Origin of the sequence: Gordonia bronchialis DSM 43247, from assembly GCF_000024785.1 — a bacterium.
Lineage (GTDB): Bacteria > Actinomycetota > Actinomycetes > Mycobacteriales > Mycobacteriaceae > Gordonia > Gordonia bronchialis.
Genome location: NC_013441.1, coordinates 337,291 through 351,971, shown reverse-complemented (window position 1 = coordinate 351,971; position 14,681 = coordinate 337,291). Strand labels below are relative to the sequence as shown.

Annotated in this window: 16 protein-coding genes, 1 tRNA gene and 2 pseudogenes; 7 read left to right on the top strand and 12 right to left on the bottom strand. The window is 67.7% G+C overall.

The window, feature by feature from the left end; translation table 11 throughout:
* Positions 1–595 precede the first annotated feature (595 nt).
* The 3 genes and pseudogenes from GBRO_RS01585 to GBRO_RS01575 form a co-directional block, all read left to right on the top strand.
* Positions 596–1,525 (top strand): annotated as a pseudogene (locus GBRO_RS01585) (PEP-utilizing enzyme); the annotation flags it as partial.
* A gap of 26 nt (positions 1,526–1,551) precedes the next feature.
* A pseudogene (locus GBRO_RS01580) lies at positions 1,552–1,970 on the top strand (TetR/AcrR family transcriptional regulator).
* On the top strand, positions 1,967–3,013 hold the full coding sequence (locus tag GBRO_RS01575; RefSeq protein ID WP_012832253.1) for a ferredoxin--NADP reductase: 1,047 nt from the start codon (positions 1,967–1,969) through the stop codon (positions 3,011–3,013). Before GBRO_RS01580 ends, GBRO_RS01575 begins: the two are co-directional and overlap by 4 nt.
* A gap of 24 nt (positions 3,014–3,037) precedes the next feature.
* Here GBRO_RS01575 and GBRO_RS01570 read toward each other — a convergent pair whose 3' ends face one another.
* The 3 genes from GBRO_RS01570 to GBRO_RS01560 all read right to left on the bottom strand — a co-directional run bounded on the left by GBRO_RS01570 (position 3,038) and on the right by GBRO_RS01560 (position 4,619).
* Complete coding sequence (locus GBRO_RS01570; RefSeq protein ID WP_012832252.1) at positions 3,038–3,457, bottom strand: hypothetical protein; 420 nt, start codon at positions 3,455–3,457, stop codon at positions 3,038–3,040.
* Between the two features lie 156 nt (positions 3,458–3,613).
* Positions 3,614–4,225, bottom strand: a complete 612-nt coding sequence (locus GBRO_RS01565; protein WP_012832251.1) for a maleylpyruvate isomerase family mycothiol-dependent enzyme — start codon at positions 4,223–4,225, stop codon at positions 3,614–3,616.
* A 10-nt stretch (positions 4,226–4,235) separates the two neighbouring features.
* Entirely contained in the window at positions 4,236–4,619 is a 384-nt protein-coding gene (locus tag GBRO_RS01560) for a VOC family protein (protein WP_012832250.1), read from the bottom strand.
* A 218-nt stretch (positions 4,620–4,837) separates the two neighbouring features.
* On the opposite strand from GBRO_RS01560, the gene GBRO_RS24525 reads away from it, so the two are divergent.
* Together GBRO_RS24525 and GBRO_RS01550 are read left to right on the top strand one after the other, a co-directional pair.
* Entirely contained in the window at positions 4,838–5,566 is a 729-nt protein-coding gene (locus GBRO_RS24525) for a hypothetical protein (protein WP_012832249.1), read from the top strand.
* Between the two features lie 70 nt (positions 5,567–5,636).
* Positions 5,637–6,773, top strand: coding sequence for an acid phosphatase (locus GBRO_RS01550; RefSeq protein WP_012832248.1), 1,137 nt, complete (start codon positions 5,637–5,639; stop codon positions 6,771–6,773).
* Here GBRO_RS01550 and GBRO_RS01545 read toward each other — a convergent pair.
* Positions 6,764–7,117, bottom strand: coding sequence for a hypothetical protein (locus GBRO_RS01545; protein WP_147290612.1), 354 nt, complete (start codon positions 7,115–7,117; stop codon positions 6,764–6,766). The two genes, GBRO_RS01550 and GBRO_RS01545, sit on opposite strands and share 10 nt — an antisense overlap.
* A gap of 184 nt (positions 7,118–7,301) precedes the next feature.
* On the opposite strand from GBRO_RS01545, the gene GBRO_RS01540 reads away from it, so the two are divergent.
* Positions 7,302–8,366 carry an HNH endonuclease gene (locus GBRO_RS01540; RefSeq protein WP_012832246.1) on the top strand — a complete coding sequence of 355 codons (1,065 nt, stop codon included), beginning with the start codon at positions 7,302–7,304 and terminating at the stop codon, positions 8,364–8,366.
* A 65-nt stretch (positions 8,367–8,431) separates the two neighbouring features.
* Here the strand turns inward: GBRO_RS01540 and GBRO_RS01535 are convergent.
* From GBRO_RS01535 to GBRO_RS01515, 5 genes are all read right to left on the bottom strand, one after another.
* Positions 8,432–8,522 (bottom strand) — tRNA-Ser (locus GBRO_RS01535).
* Positions 8,523–8,588: 66 nt separating this feature from the next.
* Positions 8,589–8,798, bottom strand: a complete 210-nt coding sequence (locus tag GBRO_RS01530; RefSeq protein ID WP_012832245.1) for a CsbD family protein — start codon at positions 8,796–8,798, stop codon at positions 8,589–8,591.
* 173 nt (positions 8,799–8,971) lie between these two features.
* Positions 8,972–9,241: a hypothetical protein gene (locus tag GBRO_RS01525; RefSeq protein WP_012832244.1), complete on the bottom strand. Its 270-nt coding sequence runs from the start codon at positions 9,239–9,241 to the stop codon at positions 8,972–8,974.
* A 103-nt stretch (positions 9,242–9,344) separates the two neighbouring features.
* Positions 9,345–9,776, bottom strand: a complete 432-nt coding sequence (locus GBRO_RS01520) for a nucleoside deaminase (RefSeq protein WP_012832243.1) — start codon at positions 9,774–9,776, stop codon at positions 9,345–9,347.
* Between the two features lie 28 nt (positions 9,777–9,804).
* Entirely contained in the window at positions 9,805–10,344 is a 540-nt protein-coding gene (locus GBRO_RS01515; protein ID WP_012832242.1) for a tRNA adenosine deaminase-associated protein, read from the bottom strand.
* Between the two features lie 59 nt (positions 10,345–10,403).
* On the opposite strand from GBRO_RS01515, the gene GBRO_RS01510 reads away from it, so the two are divergent.
* Positions 10,404–11,381 carry a prephenate dehydrogenase gene (locus GBRO_RS01510; protein WP_012832241.1) on the top strand — a complete coding sequence of 326 codons (978 nt, stop codon included), beginning with the start codon at positions 10,404–10,406 and terminating at the stop codon, positions 11,379–11,381.
* A gap of 13 nt (positions 11,382–11,394) precedes the next feature.
* Here the strand turns inward: GBRO_RS01510 and GBRO_RS01505 are convergent, their stop codons facing one another.
* From GBRO_RS01505 to GBRO_RS01495, 3 genes are all read right to left on the bottom strand, one after another.
* On the bottom strand, positions 11,395–11,949 hold the full coding sequence (locus tag GBRO_RS01505) for a putative glycolipid-binding domain-containing protein (protein WP_012832240.1): 555 nt from the start codon (positions 11,947–11,949) through the stop codon (positions 11,395–11,397).
* Between the two features lie 138 nt (positions 11,950–12,087).
* A complete protein-coding gene (locus GBRO_RS01500; RefSeq protein ID WP_012832239.1) occupies positions 12,088–12,882 on the bottom strand; it encodes a hypothetical protein in 795 nt (264 codons plus the stop codon).
* A gap of 81 nt (positions 12,883–12,963) precedes the next feature.
* Positions 12,964–14,658 (bottom strand): cation:proton antiporter, encoded by a 1,695-nt coding sequence (locus GBRO_RS01495; protein ID WP_012832238.1) that lies wholly within the window; start codon positions 14,656–14,658, stop codon positions 12,964–12,966.
* Positions 14,659–14,681 lie beyond the last annotated feature (23 nt).

The window sequence follows — 14,681 nt, the reverse complement described above, 5'->3', positions numbered from 1 at the left end:
GCCGGCGGACTTCCGGCGAACTCGCGCAGCGTGTTCGGCGTCTCGCCGACGGCCCACCCCGTGTCAGCGCCGAGGACCTGACCGCGGCGGTCCGACCGTTCACCTGGTTCCTGCAGCGCGCCGGCGACGACGGTCTACCCCTCACGTCCGCCGGCGACCTCACCCCGGACGACGTCGTGGCCGCGAGCGAAGTGGTGCCGACGATGCGGGACTGGATCGGCACCGAGAACCCTGAGGTGGAGAGCGCGCCGCTGCTGACCTTTCGTGAGTCGCTGCGACCCCTCGGGTTGCTCCGCAAGTACAAGGGTGCCCTGCGCCGGACCCGCGCGGCCACCGCGGTGATGGACGACCCGGTGGCCCTCGCCGGATTCTTGGCGCAGCGCATGGTGCCCGACAGCGAGGAGAACTTCGATCTCGACGGCAGGCTGATGCTATTGTTCTCCGCGATCACCTCCCCCGACCGTCGGGTCCCGATGGATCTGGTCGCCACCTTCCTCACCGAACTCGGCTGGCGACAACGCACCGGGGCGCCGGTCCCCTACCAAACGGTCTACGCCGTCGGCGACAACCTCTTCGACACGTTGCTCGTCCTGTCCGCCACGGACTCGGTGCGGGCGGCGGGACGGCCGTCACCATCCAGGCGATGGTGTTCGGCAACCGCGACGACGCGTCGGGCACGGGGGTGGCGTTCAGCCGGGATCCGAGCACCGGCGAGCATGTGTTGTTCGGCGAGTGGTTGGGCTGCGCCCAGGGCGAGGACGTGGTGTCGGGTGAACGGACGCCGGAGTCCATCCGCGAATTCGGTTCCCACGCACCAGATCTCTATCCTCAACTCGAGGCCGTGGCGAACCTGCTGGAGCGCGAGCATCGCGACCTCGTCGACATCGAGTTCACCGTGGAGAGCGGTAGGCTCTACATGCTGCAGTGCCGGGCCGGGAAGCGCTCGGCGCGGGCGGCCGTTCGCATCGCCGTCGACCTGGTGCGGGAGGGACTCATCGAACCCGCTGACGCCTTCACTCGGATCAGCGCCGACCATGCGCGCACCCTGACCACCGAATCATCGGTGACCGGCGGCGCCGAGGTGCTTGCCGGCGGAACCGGGGCGAGCCCCGGCGTCGCGGTGGGCGTGGTCTACACCGACACCGACGCCGCCTGTGAGGCCGCCGCGAACGGCGAGAAGGTGATCCTGGTGCGTCTGTCCACCTCTCCCGCTGACGTACCCGCCATGTTCGATTCCGTCGCCGTGGTCACCGAGGTGGGTGGCACCACCTCACACGCCGCTCTGGTGTGCCGCGAGATCGGGTTGCCCTGCGTCGTCGGATGCGGCGTCGGCCTCACGGAATCGCTTGCCGGGCAGACGGTCACCGTCGACGGTCACACCGGCACCGTGTATGCGGGTGACTCCGCGGCCGGTGCCGCGACGTCGGACCCGTACGTCGACGAACTGCTCGGCTACCTGCCCGCCAACGTCTCGCCGGACCATCCTCTGGCGCCACTGGTCCACCGCCACGCACTCCCCGCCTGATCGCCCGACGAACCGAAGGAGTATCGATGACCGACGGAATCGACGCCGTCTACAGTGCCGCCGGCCTCGTCGAGGACACCGGTGCACCCAAACGTCCCAATCGACGCGGAGAACAAACCCGCGACAAGCTGATTCGCGCCGCCGAGGAGTGCTTCACCGAGTACGGATACACCCGAACCCGGATCTCCGACATAACCCATCGGGCCAATACGGCGCAGGGAAACTTCTACCGGCATTTCACCGGGCTCGACGACGTATTCCTCGCCGCGCTCAAACCCAGCACATGCTGGCCGAGACCCTCGGTTGCGCCACTGAGCAGATGGCTTACGTCCACGTCGGTCTGCCGTCCAGCACCCCGCGGCGTGAGGAGATCGCGGAACTCGGAACCGCGTTGGGGCAGTTGTGGTACCGCGCGTTGCCGATGTCCGGGAAGGCGACATCGTGACCGTGACGTCGGCAGACACGGGACGCCGGACACTCGGCGTCGACGCCATCATCGTCGGCGTGCGTGACGAGACCCCCGACGCCCGTACGATCATGTTGTCGTGGCCGGGTGACGAGCACTACCTGCCCGGGCAGTTCGTCACCCTGCGGATACCGAGTGACCTCACCGGTTCGGTGGCGCGCAGTTACTCGCTGTCCACCTCTCTCGGCCTCGACGCCGTGCCGGCGATCACGGTCAAGCGCACCGTCGCCGGATACGGGTCGAACTGGTTGTGCGACAACGCCGAAGCGGGCATGACAATCCACCTTCTGCCGCCGTCGGGCCTGTTCACGCCGCACGACTGGAACCGCGACCTGCATCTCTTCGCCGCCGGCAGCGGTATCACGCCGATCATGTCGATTGCGAAATCGGCTCTGGCACAGCATGACAGCACGGTGACGCTGTTCTACGCGAATCGCGACCGAACGTCGATCATCTTCGATGATCAGCTCGCCGCACTCGCCGAGCGATACGGGCGACGGCTGCGCATCGAACACTGGCTCGAGACCGAACGCGGCCTACCGTCGGCGCAGGACCTGCTGCAGCACTGCGACATCGCGGCGCCCGACGAAGCCTTCGTGTGCGGCCCGGCACCGTTCATGGATCTGGTCGAGAACACTGTGCGCGACACCGGGATCGACCGGCACAACCTCCACGTCGAGCGGTATGTATCGCTGACCGGCGATCCGTTCACGCTGGAGGCGTTGCCCGATACCGCCTCGTCGACCGAAACCGCCACTGTGACGGTGGAACTCGACGGCGTCACTCACCGTGTCGAGTGCTCGACGGCCACGCGGCTCCTCGACGCCATGCTGGCCGGCGGCGTCGATGCCCCATACTCCTGCCGCGAGGGCGACTGCGGATCGTGTGTCGCGCGATTGACGTCGGGGTCGGTAGCCGGCGGTGACGGTATCGCGCTGGAACCCGAGGACGCCGCCGACGGTTATATCCTGACCTGCCAGGCCACCCCGGACTCGGACGAGATCACCGTCGATTTCGAATGATTCACGCGGGTATCAGCGGACGGGTCAGAACACCGGGCACACGCTCTGCAGGTCCACGCCCTTGCCGGCCACGGTGACCACCGTCGACGCCACGTTGCCCACGACACCGTCGGCCGGTGCCGCCAGTCGGGCGACGATGAGGTGCTTGCCGGTTCGCTGGGGCTTCCACGAGGCGCTGGCCTTGCTGTCGACGATCGAGGAGGTACCCAGGACACGGTTCTCGGTGAAATCCTCGAAGATCACGGCGGTCGGATTGCCCCAGATAGCGGTTACCGTGACCTTGTAGGTGCATCCGGTGCCGTATTTGCCGCCCATCGCCGGTGACACCGCAAGGTCTTTGACCACGGCGGCCGACGGCCCCGCGCCGACCAGTCCACCGGCGACGACGGCGGCTGCTACAGCCGTGGTCAGCCCGAGTCGGATGCTGAATCTTGTGGTGGCCATGCTTGTCTCCTTCTCATCGGTGTGGACAGCGATAGGTGCTCCCCGGACCCGACGATCCTCCGAGCGAGCCCGGCGGGCATGCGAAGGCGGCCACTCACTTCCAGCCGAGGCGACTACTCACGCGTCGTATCGCTACGCAATCGGAATCGAATCCGCTCAGCCGAGGTGCGCGACGCCGTCACCGCGCAGTTCCGGCAACCCGGCATCACGCCCGGACAGGACGAGCATCAGGGACTCGGCCGGACCCTCGACGGTGGGACCGTCCCCGTGGCTCCAGTCGAGATCGGTGGCGCTCCACCGCACTCGCGCTCGCTTGACGATCGGGGCGCCACCCTTGTCGGTCACGAAATCAAGGACCACGCGCGCGATGTCCGGGGCGAAGCCGGCCGACAACCCGAGCGGACGTCGGATGTCGAGCCCGTGTATCACGATGTCGGTGAGGGGGGCCGCCGGTCCGTACCCCGGTGGGGTGAAACGCTTGTTTGCCTTGTCGCGCAATATCTTCGGGAGATCGTCGTGGCGTTTGGCGACGTCGGCGGTGGTGATCAGGTTGGCCCGGTCGAAGTTGCCACGCGCCTTGATCATCGCCCACCCGAACGCCGGGATCGACACCACCAGCGGAACCACCAGGTGCGCCAGCACGTCACGACACGTCCACTCCACGCACAGCGACGGCGTGGCCCACTGCTCGTCGGTGAGGGTGCTCACCTGGTCGGCGAGGGTCCGCCGTTCGTCGGCGATCGCGGCGAAGATCTCGTCGTCGTTCATGAAGACCCCGTCAATCGAAGGTGTGATGGACGGCTTCGACGTTGTTGCCGTCCGGATCACGAAGAAAGACAGCGTAATAGCCTGGGTGATACTCGGGCCACACGCGAGGTTCGTGCAGGATCTCCGCGCCGGCTTCGACGGCAGCACGGTGCACGTCGTCGACGGCTTCCCGGCTCGGCGCGGTCAACGCGAGATGCACCGGGCGGACGCCGTGATCGACCAGCGGACCGAACCACAGCTTCGGGAATCCGTCCGATCCGCCGACCGCGAGCAACGCACCCTCCGGACGAACGACGCGCATCGCCTCACGCACACCGAGCGCTGTGAACACCCGGGTGTAGAACGCGATCGCGGCCTCCGGGTCGGCGCATTGGAGGCCGAGATGGTCGATCATGTCTGTGACGATAGCGCGTGTATGCGGCGGGTGGCCGGGGTTCCCAGTCGTCTCATCGATCGACGATCGATAGAACGGTTCCGGCCTGTCGGTGCTGACGACGATAATGCTGTCAGCAGCACCTGCGCGCGCTCGCCGTCGGCGCGATCGAAGAGCTCGCCGGGGAGCCGGTCGATCTCGACCCGGGCGACAACGACCTCCGCCTCCCCACCGAGCCGGTGCCGTCGTGGCTGCATGTGCATCGCGATGCGCCGCGGATCGAACTGTTCGCACCGCTGGCCCGGCGGAATCCGAGCCTCGCCTACACCAACCAGATCATCGCCGAGCAACGTGGCACCCACCCCTTCATCACGCTGGAGACCCGCGGCATCCATGTCAATGCCCGACTCGTCCTCGAGTCGGCGGTCTTTCACGCCCGCAATCTCGAATCGGCCCTGGCGAATTGGCGGGTGTTCCTGACCGACGAGGCACCCGGCATCATCGCGCTGCTCGAGGGACCCGCCGAGGAGCCCACCGAGCCGCGGGAGATGCCCGACGAACTGGCCACGATCGTCGCGCTCGATCCCGAGGCCGATTCACTCAGCGACGCCGAGGTGGCGCGGATCTGCGGATTCGACGCCGGCAAGATCCTGGAACTGCACGACTTCTGCATGATGCAATGCCTGTCCTGGCGTCGGCACTCCGCGACATCGGACGGCCCCGAGGACGTGGAACTGAGCCGCGAGCAACTCGGCCGTTGGGAAGCGACCAGTCGGCAGATCTACGCGGCACTGCGGTTCCTCGCACTCGATGAGGACTTCGATGAGGACGACGATCTCGACGACTACGACGCGCTGGACGAGGAGCTCGACGAGGACGTCGAAGATGATCCCGACTTCGGCGACGGCGGACTGTTCGGACGACTCGCCCGTCGCGAGGGCCCCGACGGGATATCCGCGGCGTCGTAGCGGTTGGCTTGGTTGAACTCTTGGGGGTGGGACTTGTGTCCGGGGTCGCCGGGCGGAAGGATCATCGGTCATGGTGATCTCGCGTGTCCGGCTGCTCATCGTGTCCCTCTTGGCGGTCGTCGCCGTCGTCGCACCGCTCGGCGGTACCGCGACGGCCGCGCCGGTGGCCGCCCCGAGCCGGTTCAGCACCGCCGAACTCGTCGGGCCATATCCCTCCGACATCCCGCCCGGCGGAACCTACATCCCGCTGCTCGACGGATTCGCCGACCTGCGCGCCCACCGACCCGACATCATCGCCCAGAATCTGCGGATCGTGCAGCGCACCAACAACTCCGCGACTCCCGCGCTACGGGAAGATGCCATCGACATCAATTACGACGACCGGCTCGAATCGTTGTCGATGGCGTTGGGCGCCCGGCTCGGCGCCACCTTCCGGCGACTGCTGGCCGGCGGCCAGCTACCCAAGGTCGCCGCGCTGCTCAAGGGCGAGACCGGACGCGTCAGCCTGCCGCTGGGCACCACCCTGCTGGAGAAGGAGTACTTCAACAACCCGCGCCCGTTCGTGGTGGCGCCAAACAGCATCCGACGCTACGACCGGCCCGGTGGACGGCTGTACGACCAGTTGCGCAACAACGGTTCCTACCCGTCGGGCCACTCGGCGCAGGGATACTGGAAGGGCGCACTGCTGGCCTACTGGCTGCCCGAACTCGGACCGCAACTCATCGCCCGCGCCGGCGAGATCGGCCGCAGCCGCATGGTCCTCGGCGTGCACTACCCGCTGGACGTGATGAGCGGTCGGCTGATGGCGATGGACATGGTCGCCGCCCGGCTGACCGATCCCGGGTTCGCGCGTCTCATCGGCCAGGCCGGCGCCCAGTTGCGCAGTCAGCTCGAGCGGGCGGTCGGCATGCCGCTGGCGCGATTCATCGCCGGTGATCGGGCCTATCTCTCGCGAAGCGAAGCAGTGAGCGAGCACCGCGGGATGATGACCTTCGGGTTCGGCCGGATCGCGCCGGGACAGCGCAACGCCATCCCGGCGTCGGCGGCAGCCCTGCTGAAGTCGCGGTTCCCCAGTCTGTCCGACGCGCAACGCCTGGCGATTCTCACGCGGACGGCGATCCCGGCGGGGTACCCGCTCGATCAGACCGGAGCCGACGGTGGTTGGCTGCGCATCGATCTCGCCGCCGCGCTGGCCGCTCAGCCCTGAGAGACCCAACGGCCGTCGGCGCACAGAACGGCCTTGCCCTGCGGAGTCCGCGCGACCGGGTAGCCGCCGGTGCAGTGGCTGCCCGGAACACGCACCTTCGGGTCGACGCGGCCGCTGCGCACCCGGGCGTACCTGTTGCCGACATTGGCGCAAACCGTCGGCGTCCCGGACGCGGTGTAGCGCAGATTGCTCTTCTCGGCGTAGGAGCAGGACTTGCCGATCACCGGTGTGGTGGCGTGCGCCTCCCCCGTCCCCAATGCTGCTGTCCCGATCGCTGATGTCGCCAGTGCTACGGCGCCGATCATGACCCCGACGACCGACCGTGTGATTCCCCGTGTTTTCACGGGGCCGATGCTAGCGGGCTACGGCGGCACGGTCGCGGTCGGCACCGCCGATGTCGCGGCTTTCCGACTATTCGGATGACAGGTCCTCGAGGTCATGTCCACAAGGGTCGTTCCCACGGTCCGTCGAGGGCACATTGCCCTCGGACACCACTGAGGACGACCGTTGCGGACATACACTCCCCCTGTGTCGCCATCGGATCCGCTCACCCTCGGCCAGCAACTGGTCGCGGTGCTCGAGGGTGGCCGGCGGACAGCAACGTACAAGCTCGCGGTGATGGTGGCGTTACTCGATCTGGCTGTCGAGTCGGTTCCCGACGACCCCGACGCGGCGGTCGCCATCGATCTCGACGATCTCGCGCACCGCGTGATGGATCTGTACTGGCGCCAGCTGCGGCCCCTCGACGGTCAGGTGTTGCGGCAGTCCACCGATGGTCGCGGGGTCATTTTCGCTGCGGTGTCGCGACTTCGGGATGCGGTCGCGTCCTCGACGTTGCGGGAGACGCCGATCGAGACCGCCGCCGCCCGGGCACCGGAGACCTACGCCGCGGAGTTGCTGGTGGTGAAACGCAACCTGGTTCGGTATCCGCTCGATCTGCTGCAACGGGTGGGCGGCGAGCATCATCCGTTCCTGTATGACGACTCGTGGCTCGGCACCGACTCGGTATCCCGAATCCTCGCGCACGGCAACCGGATCGAACTGTTCGGCGGGGTGTGTTTCACACTCGCCCGGCTGGCGCCGCTGGTGAAACCGGCGTTCCAGCTGGCCTGGGTCGACGACGTGCGACGCATGAACGCCACGCTGCTCGACGACGGACCCGACCTCGCCCACCATCTGTTCGGTGCCGACCGAATCTCCCTGGAACGACCGGGTTCTGCCCTGGCCGAGGCGTTCGGTCGCGAATGCTTCTACTGCGCAAAGCATCTCACCGCGCATCAGGTGGATCATGTGCTGCCGTGGTCGCGGGTGGGTCTCGACGGCCTGACGAACCTGGTGCTCGCGTGCGCGTCGTGCAACTCCAACAAATCGGATCTGCTGCCCGACCCCGCACACATCACCAGAGCACTGGGTCGGGGTCGGTCGACACTTGACGCACTCGCCGAGACGATCAGCTGGCCGTCGCAGTACGAGCGGGTGGTGTCCGCGGCCCACGGACTCTATGCCACCCAGCCAACGACGACACCGATCTGGCGGGCGGCCCGACACGTCGAGGCGCTGTCGCGGGTGGACATCACCTGGCCACTGCGCTGACTCCCCGCCAGCAGACACCCGGACACCAAAACACCCTCCCACCTGGACAGATGGGAGGGTGTTGCTGGCGGTGGCGGAGGGATTTGAACCCTCGGTACGGGGTTACCGCACACAGCATTTCGAGTGCTGCACCTTCGGCCGCTCGGACACGCCACCGCGGAAGACTGTACCGCAGCCCCGCGGTGAGCCTTAAATTGGCTGGTCAGAGCGGCCGGATGCCAGTCAGTTGCCGGTCAGCTTGTTCTTGACGTCGTCGACCTTGTCCTTGACCTTCTCGGCAGCGTCGGCGACCTTCTGCTTGCCCTGGGCCGCGCCCTTGTCGGCCTTGCCCTCGTTCTTGAGGTCCTGGTCGTCGGTCAGGCTGCCGGCGGCTTCCTTGCCTCGTCCCTTGAGTTCTTCGGCCTTGTTCTTGGCATCATCGGAAATTGCCATGGGGTCCTCCTCATGTGAGGTCCGGCGCGGCCGTATTGCCAGGCCGGGATGGAACTGTGGGCGACGCCACGCCGCTGCTGGACGGGCGCACCACAGGGAGTCGAACTCCCTGACTCCAACGTGCCACAGCCCCCGCGGACTGCCCAGGTTTGCAGGTCAGCGTGATCGGAACGCTACTTGCCGCCGAGTTTGTCGGTGACCTCGCCGACCTTCTCCTTGGCGACGGTGATCACCTCCTGGACTTTCTCGTTGCTCGCCACCTCACCGATCTTGTCCTTCGCGGTGCTGATGGCCTCCTGGACCTTCTCGTTCTCGGCTAACTCGTTGACCTTGTCGCGCACGGTGCCCAGCGCCTCCTGCACCTTGCCGCTCTCGGCGAACTCGGTGATCTTCTCGACGGCAGTGTCGACGGCGGCGCTGATCTTGTCGGCGGGCTGGTTCATGATTGTCTCCTCGTGACGGGCGGTTGGTGTCCAGCCTGCCAGGCCAGGCGAAATTACACATCGGGTCCGATCACCGAGATTTCCCGGACTCGCACCCTGAGTGTCAGCGCTGTTGCTGGAAGAAGTCGATCATCAGTTCGCGGCAGCGGTCTTCGAAGATGCCGCCGCGGACCTGCGGGCGGTGGGTGAGGCGCGGATCGCGCACGACGTCCCACAGTGAGCCGACGGCCCCGGTTTTGGGTTCCCATGCCCCGAACAGGAGGGTATCGATGCGGGCGAGGGTGATGGCGCCCGCGCACATCGTGCATGGCTCGACGGTGACGGCGATGGTGCAGCCGGGTAGTCGCCAGCCGTCGCCGAAGGCGGCCGCGGCGGCGCGCAGGGCGAGGATCTCGGCGTGCGCGGTGGGGTCGGCGTCGGCTTCGCGGCGGTTGGCGGCGCGGGCGAGTTCGATACCGCCGGGGTCGAAGACCACAGCTCCGATGGGAACGTCGTCGTCGCCGGCGTCGGCTGCCGCGTCCAGTGCGGACGCCATCATCGACTCCCAGACGGCACGCACGGGTTCAGTGGCCGAGGGAGTCGAGCACCTTGGAGAGTTCGTCGGCGAAGCCGAGGCGCGCGGCGATCATGCCGATCTGCTCGTCGGCGTAGAGGTCGGTGTCGTTGACGATGATGCTCATCACGGCGTCGGGCAGTCCCAGGTCGGCCAGGACGGCGAGGTCGCCTTCCTCCCAGGGATCGATGTCGTCGAGTTCGTCGGGGTCGAGGTCGGGGACGTCGATGTTCAGTGCGTCGAGGGCGTCGGCGGCGATGTCGTAGTCGACGGCGGCGGTCGCGTCGGACAGCAGCAGGTGCGCACCCGACGGTGCGGGGCGGATGACGATGAAGAACTCGTCGTCGACGTCGAGCAGGCCGAACACCGCGCCCGCCGAGCGCAGGTCGCGGAGTTGCCGTTCGGCGTCGGAAAGATCGCTCAGCGCACCGGGTTTCATCGCGGTGACCTTCCACGCACCGTCTTCGCGGACAACTGCGACGGCGAAACCGTCGATGTCGTCATCGTCCTGCGTGTTCGAGCCTGTCTTCTGCGCGCCGGCACCAGCCATGCAGGTCACGGTAGCCGCAATCGGCACAGCGCCCAAGTCCCGGCGGCGGCCGCGGGCGGATGTGGGAATCTGTGGAGGTGACTGATCCGACCTCCGCTCTTCCCCCGGTGTGTGTGCTCGGCCTCGGCCTGATCGGCGGATCGCTGCTGCGGGTGCTGCACGACGCCGGGCACGACGCCTTCGGGTACAACCGGTCGACCCAGACCGCGCAGGACGCGGTCGGCGACGGGTATTCGGCGTCGTCGGACCTCGACGAGACGCTGCGCCGGGCGGCCGACGTCGACGCGCTGGTGGTGCTGGCGACGCCGGTGACCACGATCGAACCGCTGGTGGCACGGGTCGCCGAGCTGGCCCCGACCGTGCTGCTGACCGACGTGATCAGTGTGAAACAGGAGGTCACCGAGATCGTGCGCCGGGTGCACCCCGGTGGACGCTACGTCGGTGGGCATCCGATGGCGGGCACCAGCCGGTCGGGGTGGGCGGCCACCGATCCCACGCTGTTCGGCGGCGCGATGTGGATGGTCACCACCGAGGACACCACGCCGGCCGACGATTGGCTGACCGTCGCCACGATGGCCCGGGCGGCGGGCGCGTCGGTGGTTCCCGCGGCACCGGATGCGCACGACCGCGCGGTCGCCGCGATCTCCCATCTCCCGCATCTGACGGCGGCCGCCACCGCTGCGGTCGGCGCTGCCGAGAGCGGACTGGCGCTACGCCTCGCCGCCGGCAGTTTCCGCGACGGCACCCGCGTCGCCGGAAGCGCGCCGGCGCTACAGCGGGCCATGGTCGAGGCCAACCGGATCGCGGTGCTCAACGTACTCAGCGAGACCATCGACCGACTCATCGCGGCCCGGGATGACCTGCGCGACAAGGGGAATGTCGAGATCCTCATCGACGACGGGCACCGCGCGCGGCGCGCCTACGAGGCGATGGCCGAGAGCGACGTGCAACCGATCACCGGGGTCACCGTGGGTGCCGAGGGCTGGCAGAGCGAACTCCGGCGCCAAGCGCACGCCGGGCGGGTCTGGGTGGGCTGAGTTCAGGTGGGACTCAGACGCGCGTGGCCAGTCCCGGGTAGTCGACGACGAAGCCGTTGTCGTCGATGGTGAGGGTGGAGTTCGCGACCGGGGAAACCACGCCGAGGCCGTCGGGCTTCGGGGTGTAGGTGAGGGTCCCGGGTTCCACGACGCCCTGCGGCAGGTACACGTACACGACGGGGACCTCGGTGGCTTCGCCGCTGCCGGCGGCCAGCCCGAGGCGGCGGATCGGCAGGGCGTTGAACATCGGGGACAACGCGAGGTCGACGTCCATGGCGCCGTTGAAGTCGCTGCGGATGGATTCGCCGCCGGGGGCGTGGACCAGCCAGTGCTGCTCCTCGTCGCGGTTGATGGCGAACTGTGTCTCACCACTGGCGCGGACGAGGTGGATGGAGAGTCGTTTGGTCACGCCGGAGTCGTTGGTGACCAGCTCGTACGACGCGGAGAATGCCTCGTGGTCGTCGGTGGCGGCGGCGATGATGCGGCCATAGGCCTTGATGCGCGTGCCGTTCACGTGGAGACGTACCTGCTCGAGGCGGTCGGTTCCTTCGCCCCGCCACGTCAGCATCGTCCGGTAATCACCCGAGGGTGTCGCGCTCTGCGGCGCTGCTTGCGGAGAACTCACGTACCTACGGTAGCGACCGCGCGCCCGTTCCACACAACTGATCTGCAGGTAGACCGGGAAAAATGTGCGACGGACCACCGGTCAGGCAATGCATGACGCACTCCGCTTCGCCGACGCCGGGCCGACTTCGTCATTGACGACCGCTTGTCCGTCGACCGTGATCGTGCAGGTTGCGGTACTGCCGGAACCGACGACGACGATCAGCCGCAGCGGGTTATAGCTGCCGGTGAAGGTGTATTTCCAGGTGGCCGGCGGCGCGAACTCGGTACGCAGACCCGCGGCATCGACGTAGAGGATCGTGGCGGTGCCCTCGATGGTGACCTGATAGGTGATCTGTTTGCCGGCCGGATCGATACCGGCCGGCGAGCGCGGGGTACTGCGGTCCGGTCGGCTGGGGGTCAGTCGCGGGCCGGTGGTCGGGATGCGGGTGAAGGTCTCAGTGGTGAAGGTGGGCAGGTCGGCGGCCGTCGTCGAATCCTGGTCGGGGCCCGCACGCATGAACGCGATCGCGACGAGGACCACGAGGATGACCGCGGCGGCAAGTGCGGCCGCGGTGATCGCCATGCTGCGCACCGTCGGGACCGTGTCGGTGGTGCGTCGTGGCCGGGATTGCGGTGCGGGCGGCGAATCGTCGTCTGCCGAAGCGGTGGTTCGGTCCTGGTCGGGTGCCTGCCGGCCGCTGTCGTCGGGCCGCCGGGCGCCCGGGTGGGGTGTCTGCTGACCCGGCCAGAACAGGGGTGTGCCGTCGGGTGCGAAGCCGAGCGGCGGATAGAGCTGACGCAAGGTGCCGCGGTATTCTTCCGGCCCGGACCGGGAACCGCCGGGGCGCGCGCCGCCGGCCGGTTCCGGTGGCCGCGGTTGGCCGGGCTGTCCCATGTGTGTGCGGTCCCTCTCCGATCCAATACGTCTTGCCCACGACATTACGGCGTCGGGCGTTGCGGGCCGGTCGGCCGAGGGTCAGAAACGACTCTCCAGCCGTGCCGACAGGCCGGCCTCCTGGAGGTCGAGGCGTTCGAGCATGGCGCGCACCGCCTCGTCTTCCACCGCGCCGGCGTCGCGGTTCTCCACGAGCGATTCACGTTGCGCCGACAGGACGTCACGGTAGAGCGCGGCGAAGGCGTCGGCGCGCGCGGTGTGCGCGTCGGGGTCGGGCATCTCGTCGGCGTCGCGTGACTGGCGGGCGACGGTGTCCTTGATGTGCGCGACGGTGGCGTCGTCGAGGCCGGGTGGCGGTTTCGCGACGAAATCGGCGATGACGATCTGGGCGGCGATCTGCACGATCCGTTCGGCCCGTTCGGTCTGCTCGACGTCGTATCGCTCCTCGTCCTCGTTGCGCAGATGCAGCCGGCTGATGAGCCAGGGCAGAGTCGGACCCTGGATGAGTATGGTGCCGACGGCGACCACGAACGCGATGGCCTGGATCGCGGATCGTTCCGGGAACGGTTCCCCGGTGGACAGCGTCGGCGGTATGCCGGACGCGGCGGCCAGTGTCACCACGCCGCGCATACCCGTCCAGGCCACCACCACCGATTCCTGCCAGGTGAGCGGTCGGTTGTCGATGCGTTCACGGAGTCCCGCCAACCGTTTCGGTCGGGGTGTGCGTGACTGCGCGGCGGCGGCCCGTCGAGGGTTGGCCTGGATCTGCAGACTCATCGTGTTCTCGATGCGTCGGCCCACCACTCCGCGCCCGAACATCGCGAAGACGCAGACCGGACGGATCGCGAGGACCACGGCGAGGACCAGGATCGACGCAATCCCGATCTGCACCAGCGATTCTCGTGCCTCCCGCAGGTCTTCGATGATGAACCGCAGCTGTAACCCGATGTAGGCGAAGACGAATGCCTCGAGCAGGACGTCCACCGAGTTCCACACGTAGCGTTCCTGCAGCCGCGTCTGATAGCCGGCGTGCACGGAGCCGGAGCCGACGACGAATCCGGCGATGACGACGGCGAGAACGCCGGACGCGTGGAGATGTTCGGCGGCGAGGAACGCGGCGAACGGCACCACGAATCCCTGCACGGTTTCCAGCGCGGGGTTGCGCAGGTGGCCGCGTATCCACAGCGTCAGCAGGCCGAGGACGAGGCCGACGATCGGCCCGAGGACGGCGTTGTAGCCGAAGAGCAGCAGGGGGTTCTCGATGAAGGCGTGGGTGTTGGCGATCTGCGAGATGGCGATCGCGAACAGTGACAGCGCTGCGGCGTCGTTGACCAGGCTCTCGCCGGTGAGGATGGCCATCAGTCGTTTGGGGAGTCCGAGTTTGCGTCCGATCGCGACCGCGGTGACCGCGTCGGGCGGGGCGACGATCGCGCCGAGCAACAGTGCGAGCAGGAAGGTGAACTCGGGGATCAGCAGCGACGCGATCAATCCGACGGCGAATGCGGTGATGACGACCATCGCGACACCCAATCCGAGGATCGGCTTGATGTTGCGGAGGAAGTTGGGGAACGAGAACCCGAGAGCCGCGGAGTAGAGCAGCGGTGGCAGGACGACGGTGAGCAGGACCTCCGAGTCGAGCTCCACCTGCGGCAGACCTGGGATGAATGACACCCCGAGCGCGATCACGACGATGATGAGGGCCGGTTGCATGCCCCGCCGATCGGCGACGGCGGTGACGATGATCGCTCCGACGAGAACCAGGATGAGCAGTTCCATGAGGGCAGATTCTGGCAGCCCAT

What these genes read in the sequence shown, in the direction of transcription:
- GBRO_RS01570 (WP_012832252.1), bottom strand. Translation starts at nt 3,457, where the DNA reads ATGGCCACCACAAGATTCAGCATCCGACTCGGGCTGACCACGGCTGTA.
- GBRO_RS01565 (WP_012832251.1), bottom strand. Translation starts at nt 4,225, where the DNA reads ATGAACGACGACGAGATCTTCGCCGCGATCGCCGACGAACGGCGGACC.
- GBRO_RS01560 (WP_012832250.1), bottom strand. Translation starts at nt 4,619, where the DNA reads ATGATCGACCATCTCGGCCTCCAATGCGCCGACCCGGAGGCCGCGATC.
- GBRO_RS01550 (WP_012832248.1), top strand. Translation starts at nt 5,637, where the DNA reads ATGGTGATCTCGCGTGTCCGGCTGCTCATCGTGTCCCTCTTGGCGGTC.
- GBRO_RS01530 (WP_012832245.1), bottom strand. Translation starts at nt 8,798, where the DNA reads ATGGCAATTTCCGATGATGCCAAGAACAAGGCCGAAGAACTCAAGGGA.
- GBRO_RS01525 (WP_012832244.1), bottom strand. Translation starts at nt 9,241, where the DNA reads ATGAACCAGCCCGCCGACAAGATCAGCGCCGCCGTCGACACTGCCGTC.
- GBRO_RS01520 (WP_012832243.1), bottom strand. Translation starts at nt 9,776, where the DNA reads ATGGCGTCCGCACTGGACGCGGCAGCCGACGCCGGCGACGACGACGTT.
- GBRO_RS01515 (WP_012832242.1), bottom strand. Translation starts at nt 10,344, where the DNA reads ATGGCTGGTGCCGGCGCGCAGAAGACAGGCTCGAACACGCAGGACGAT.
- GBRO_RS01510 (WP_012832241.1), top strand. Translation starts at nt 10,404, where the DNA reads ATGTGGGAATCTGTGGAGGTGACTGATCCGACCTCCGCTCTTCCCCCG.
- GBRO_RS01505 (WP_012832240.1), bottom strand. Translation starts at nt 11,949, where the DNA reads ATGCTGACGTGGCGGGGCGAAGGAACCGACCGCCTCGAGCAGGTACGT.
- GBRO_RS01500 (WP_012832239.1), bottom strand. Translation starts at nt 12,882, where the DNA reads ATGGGACAGCCCGGCCAACCGCGGCCACCGGAACCGGCCGGCGGCGCG.
- GBRO_RS01495 (WP_012832238.1), bottom strand. Translation starts at nt 14,658, where the DNA reads ATGGAACTGCTCATCCTGGTTCTCGTCGGAGCGATCATCGTCACCGCC.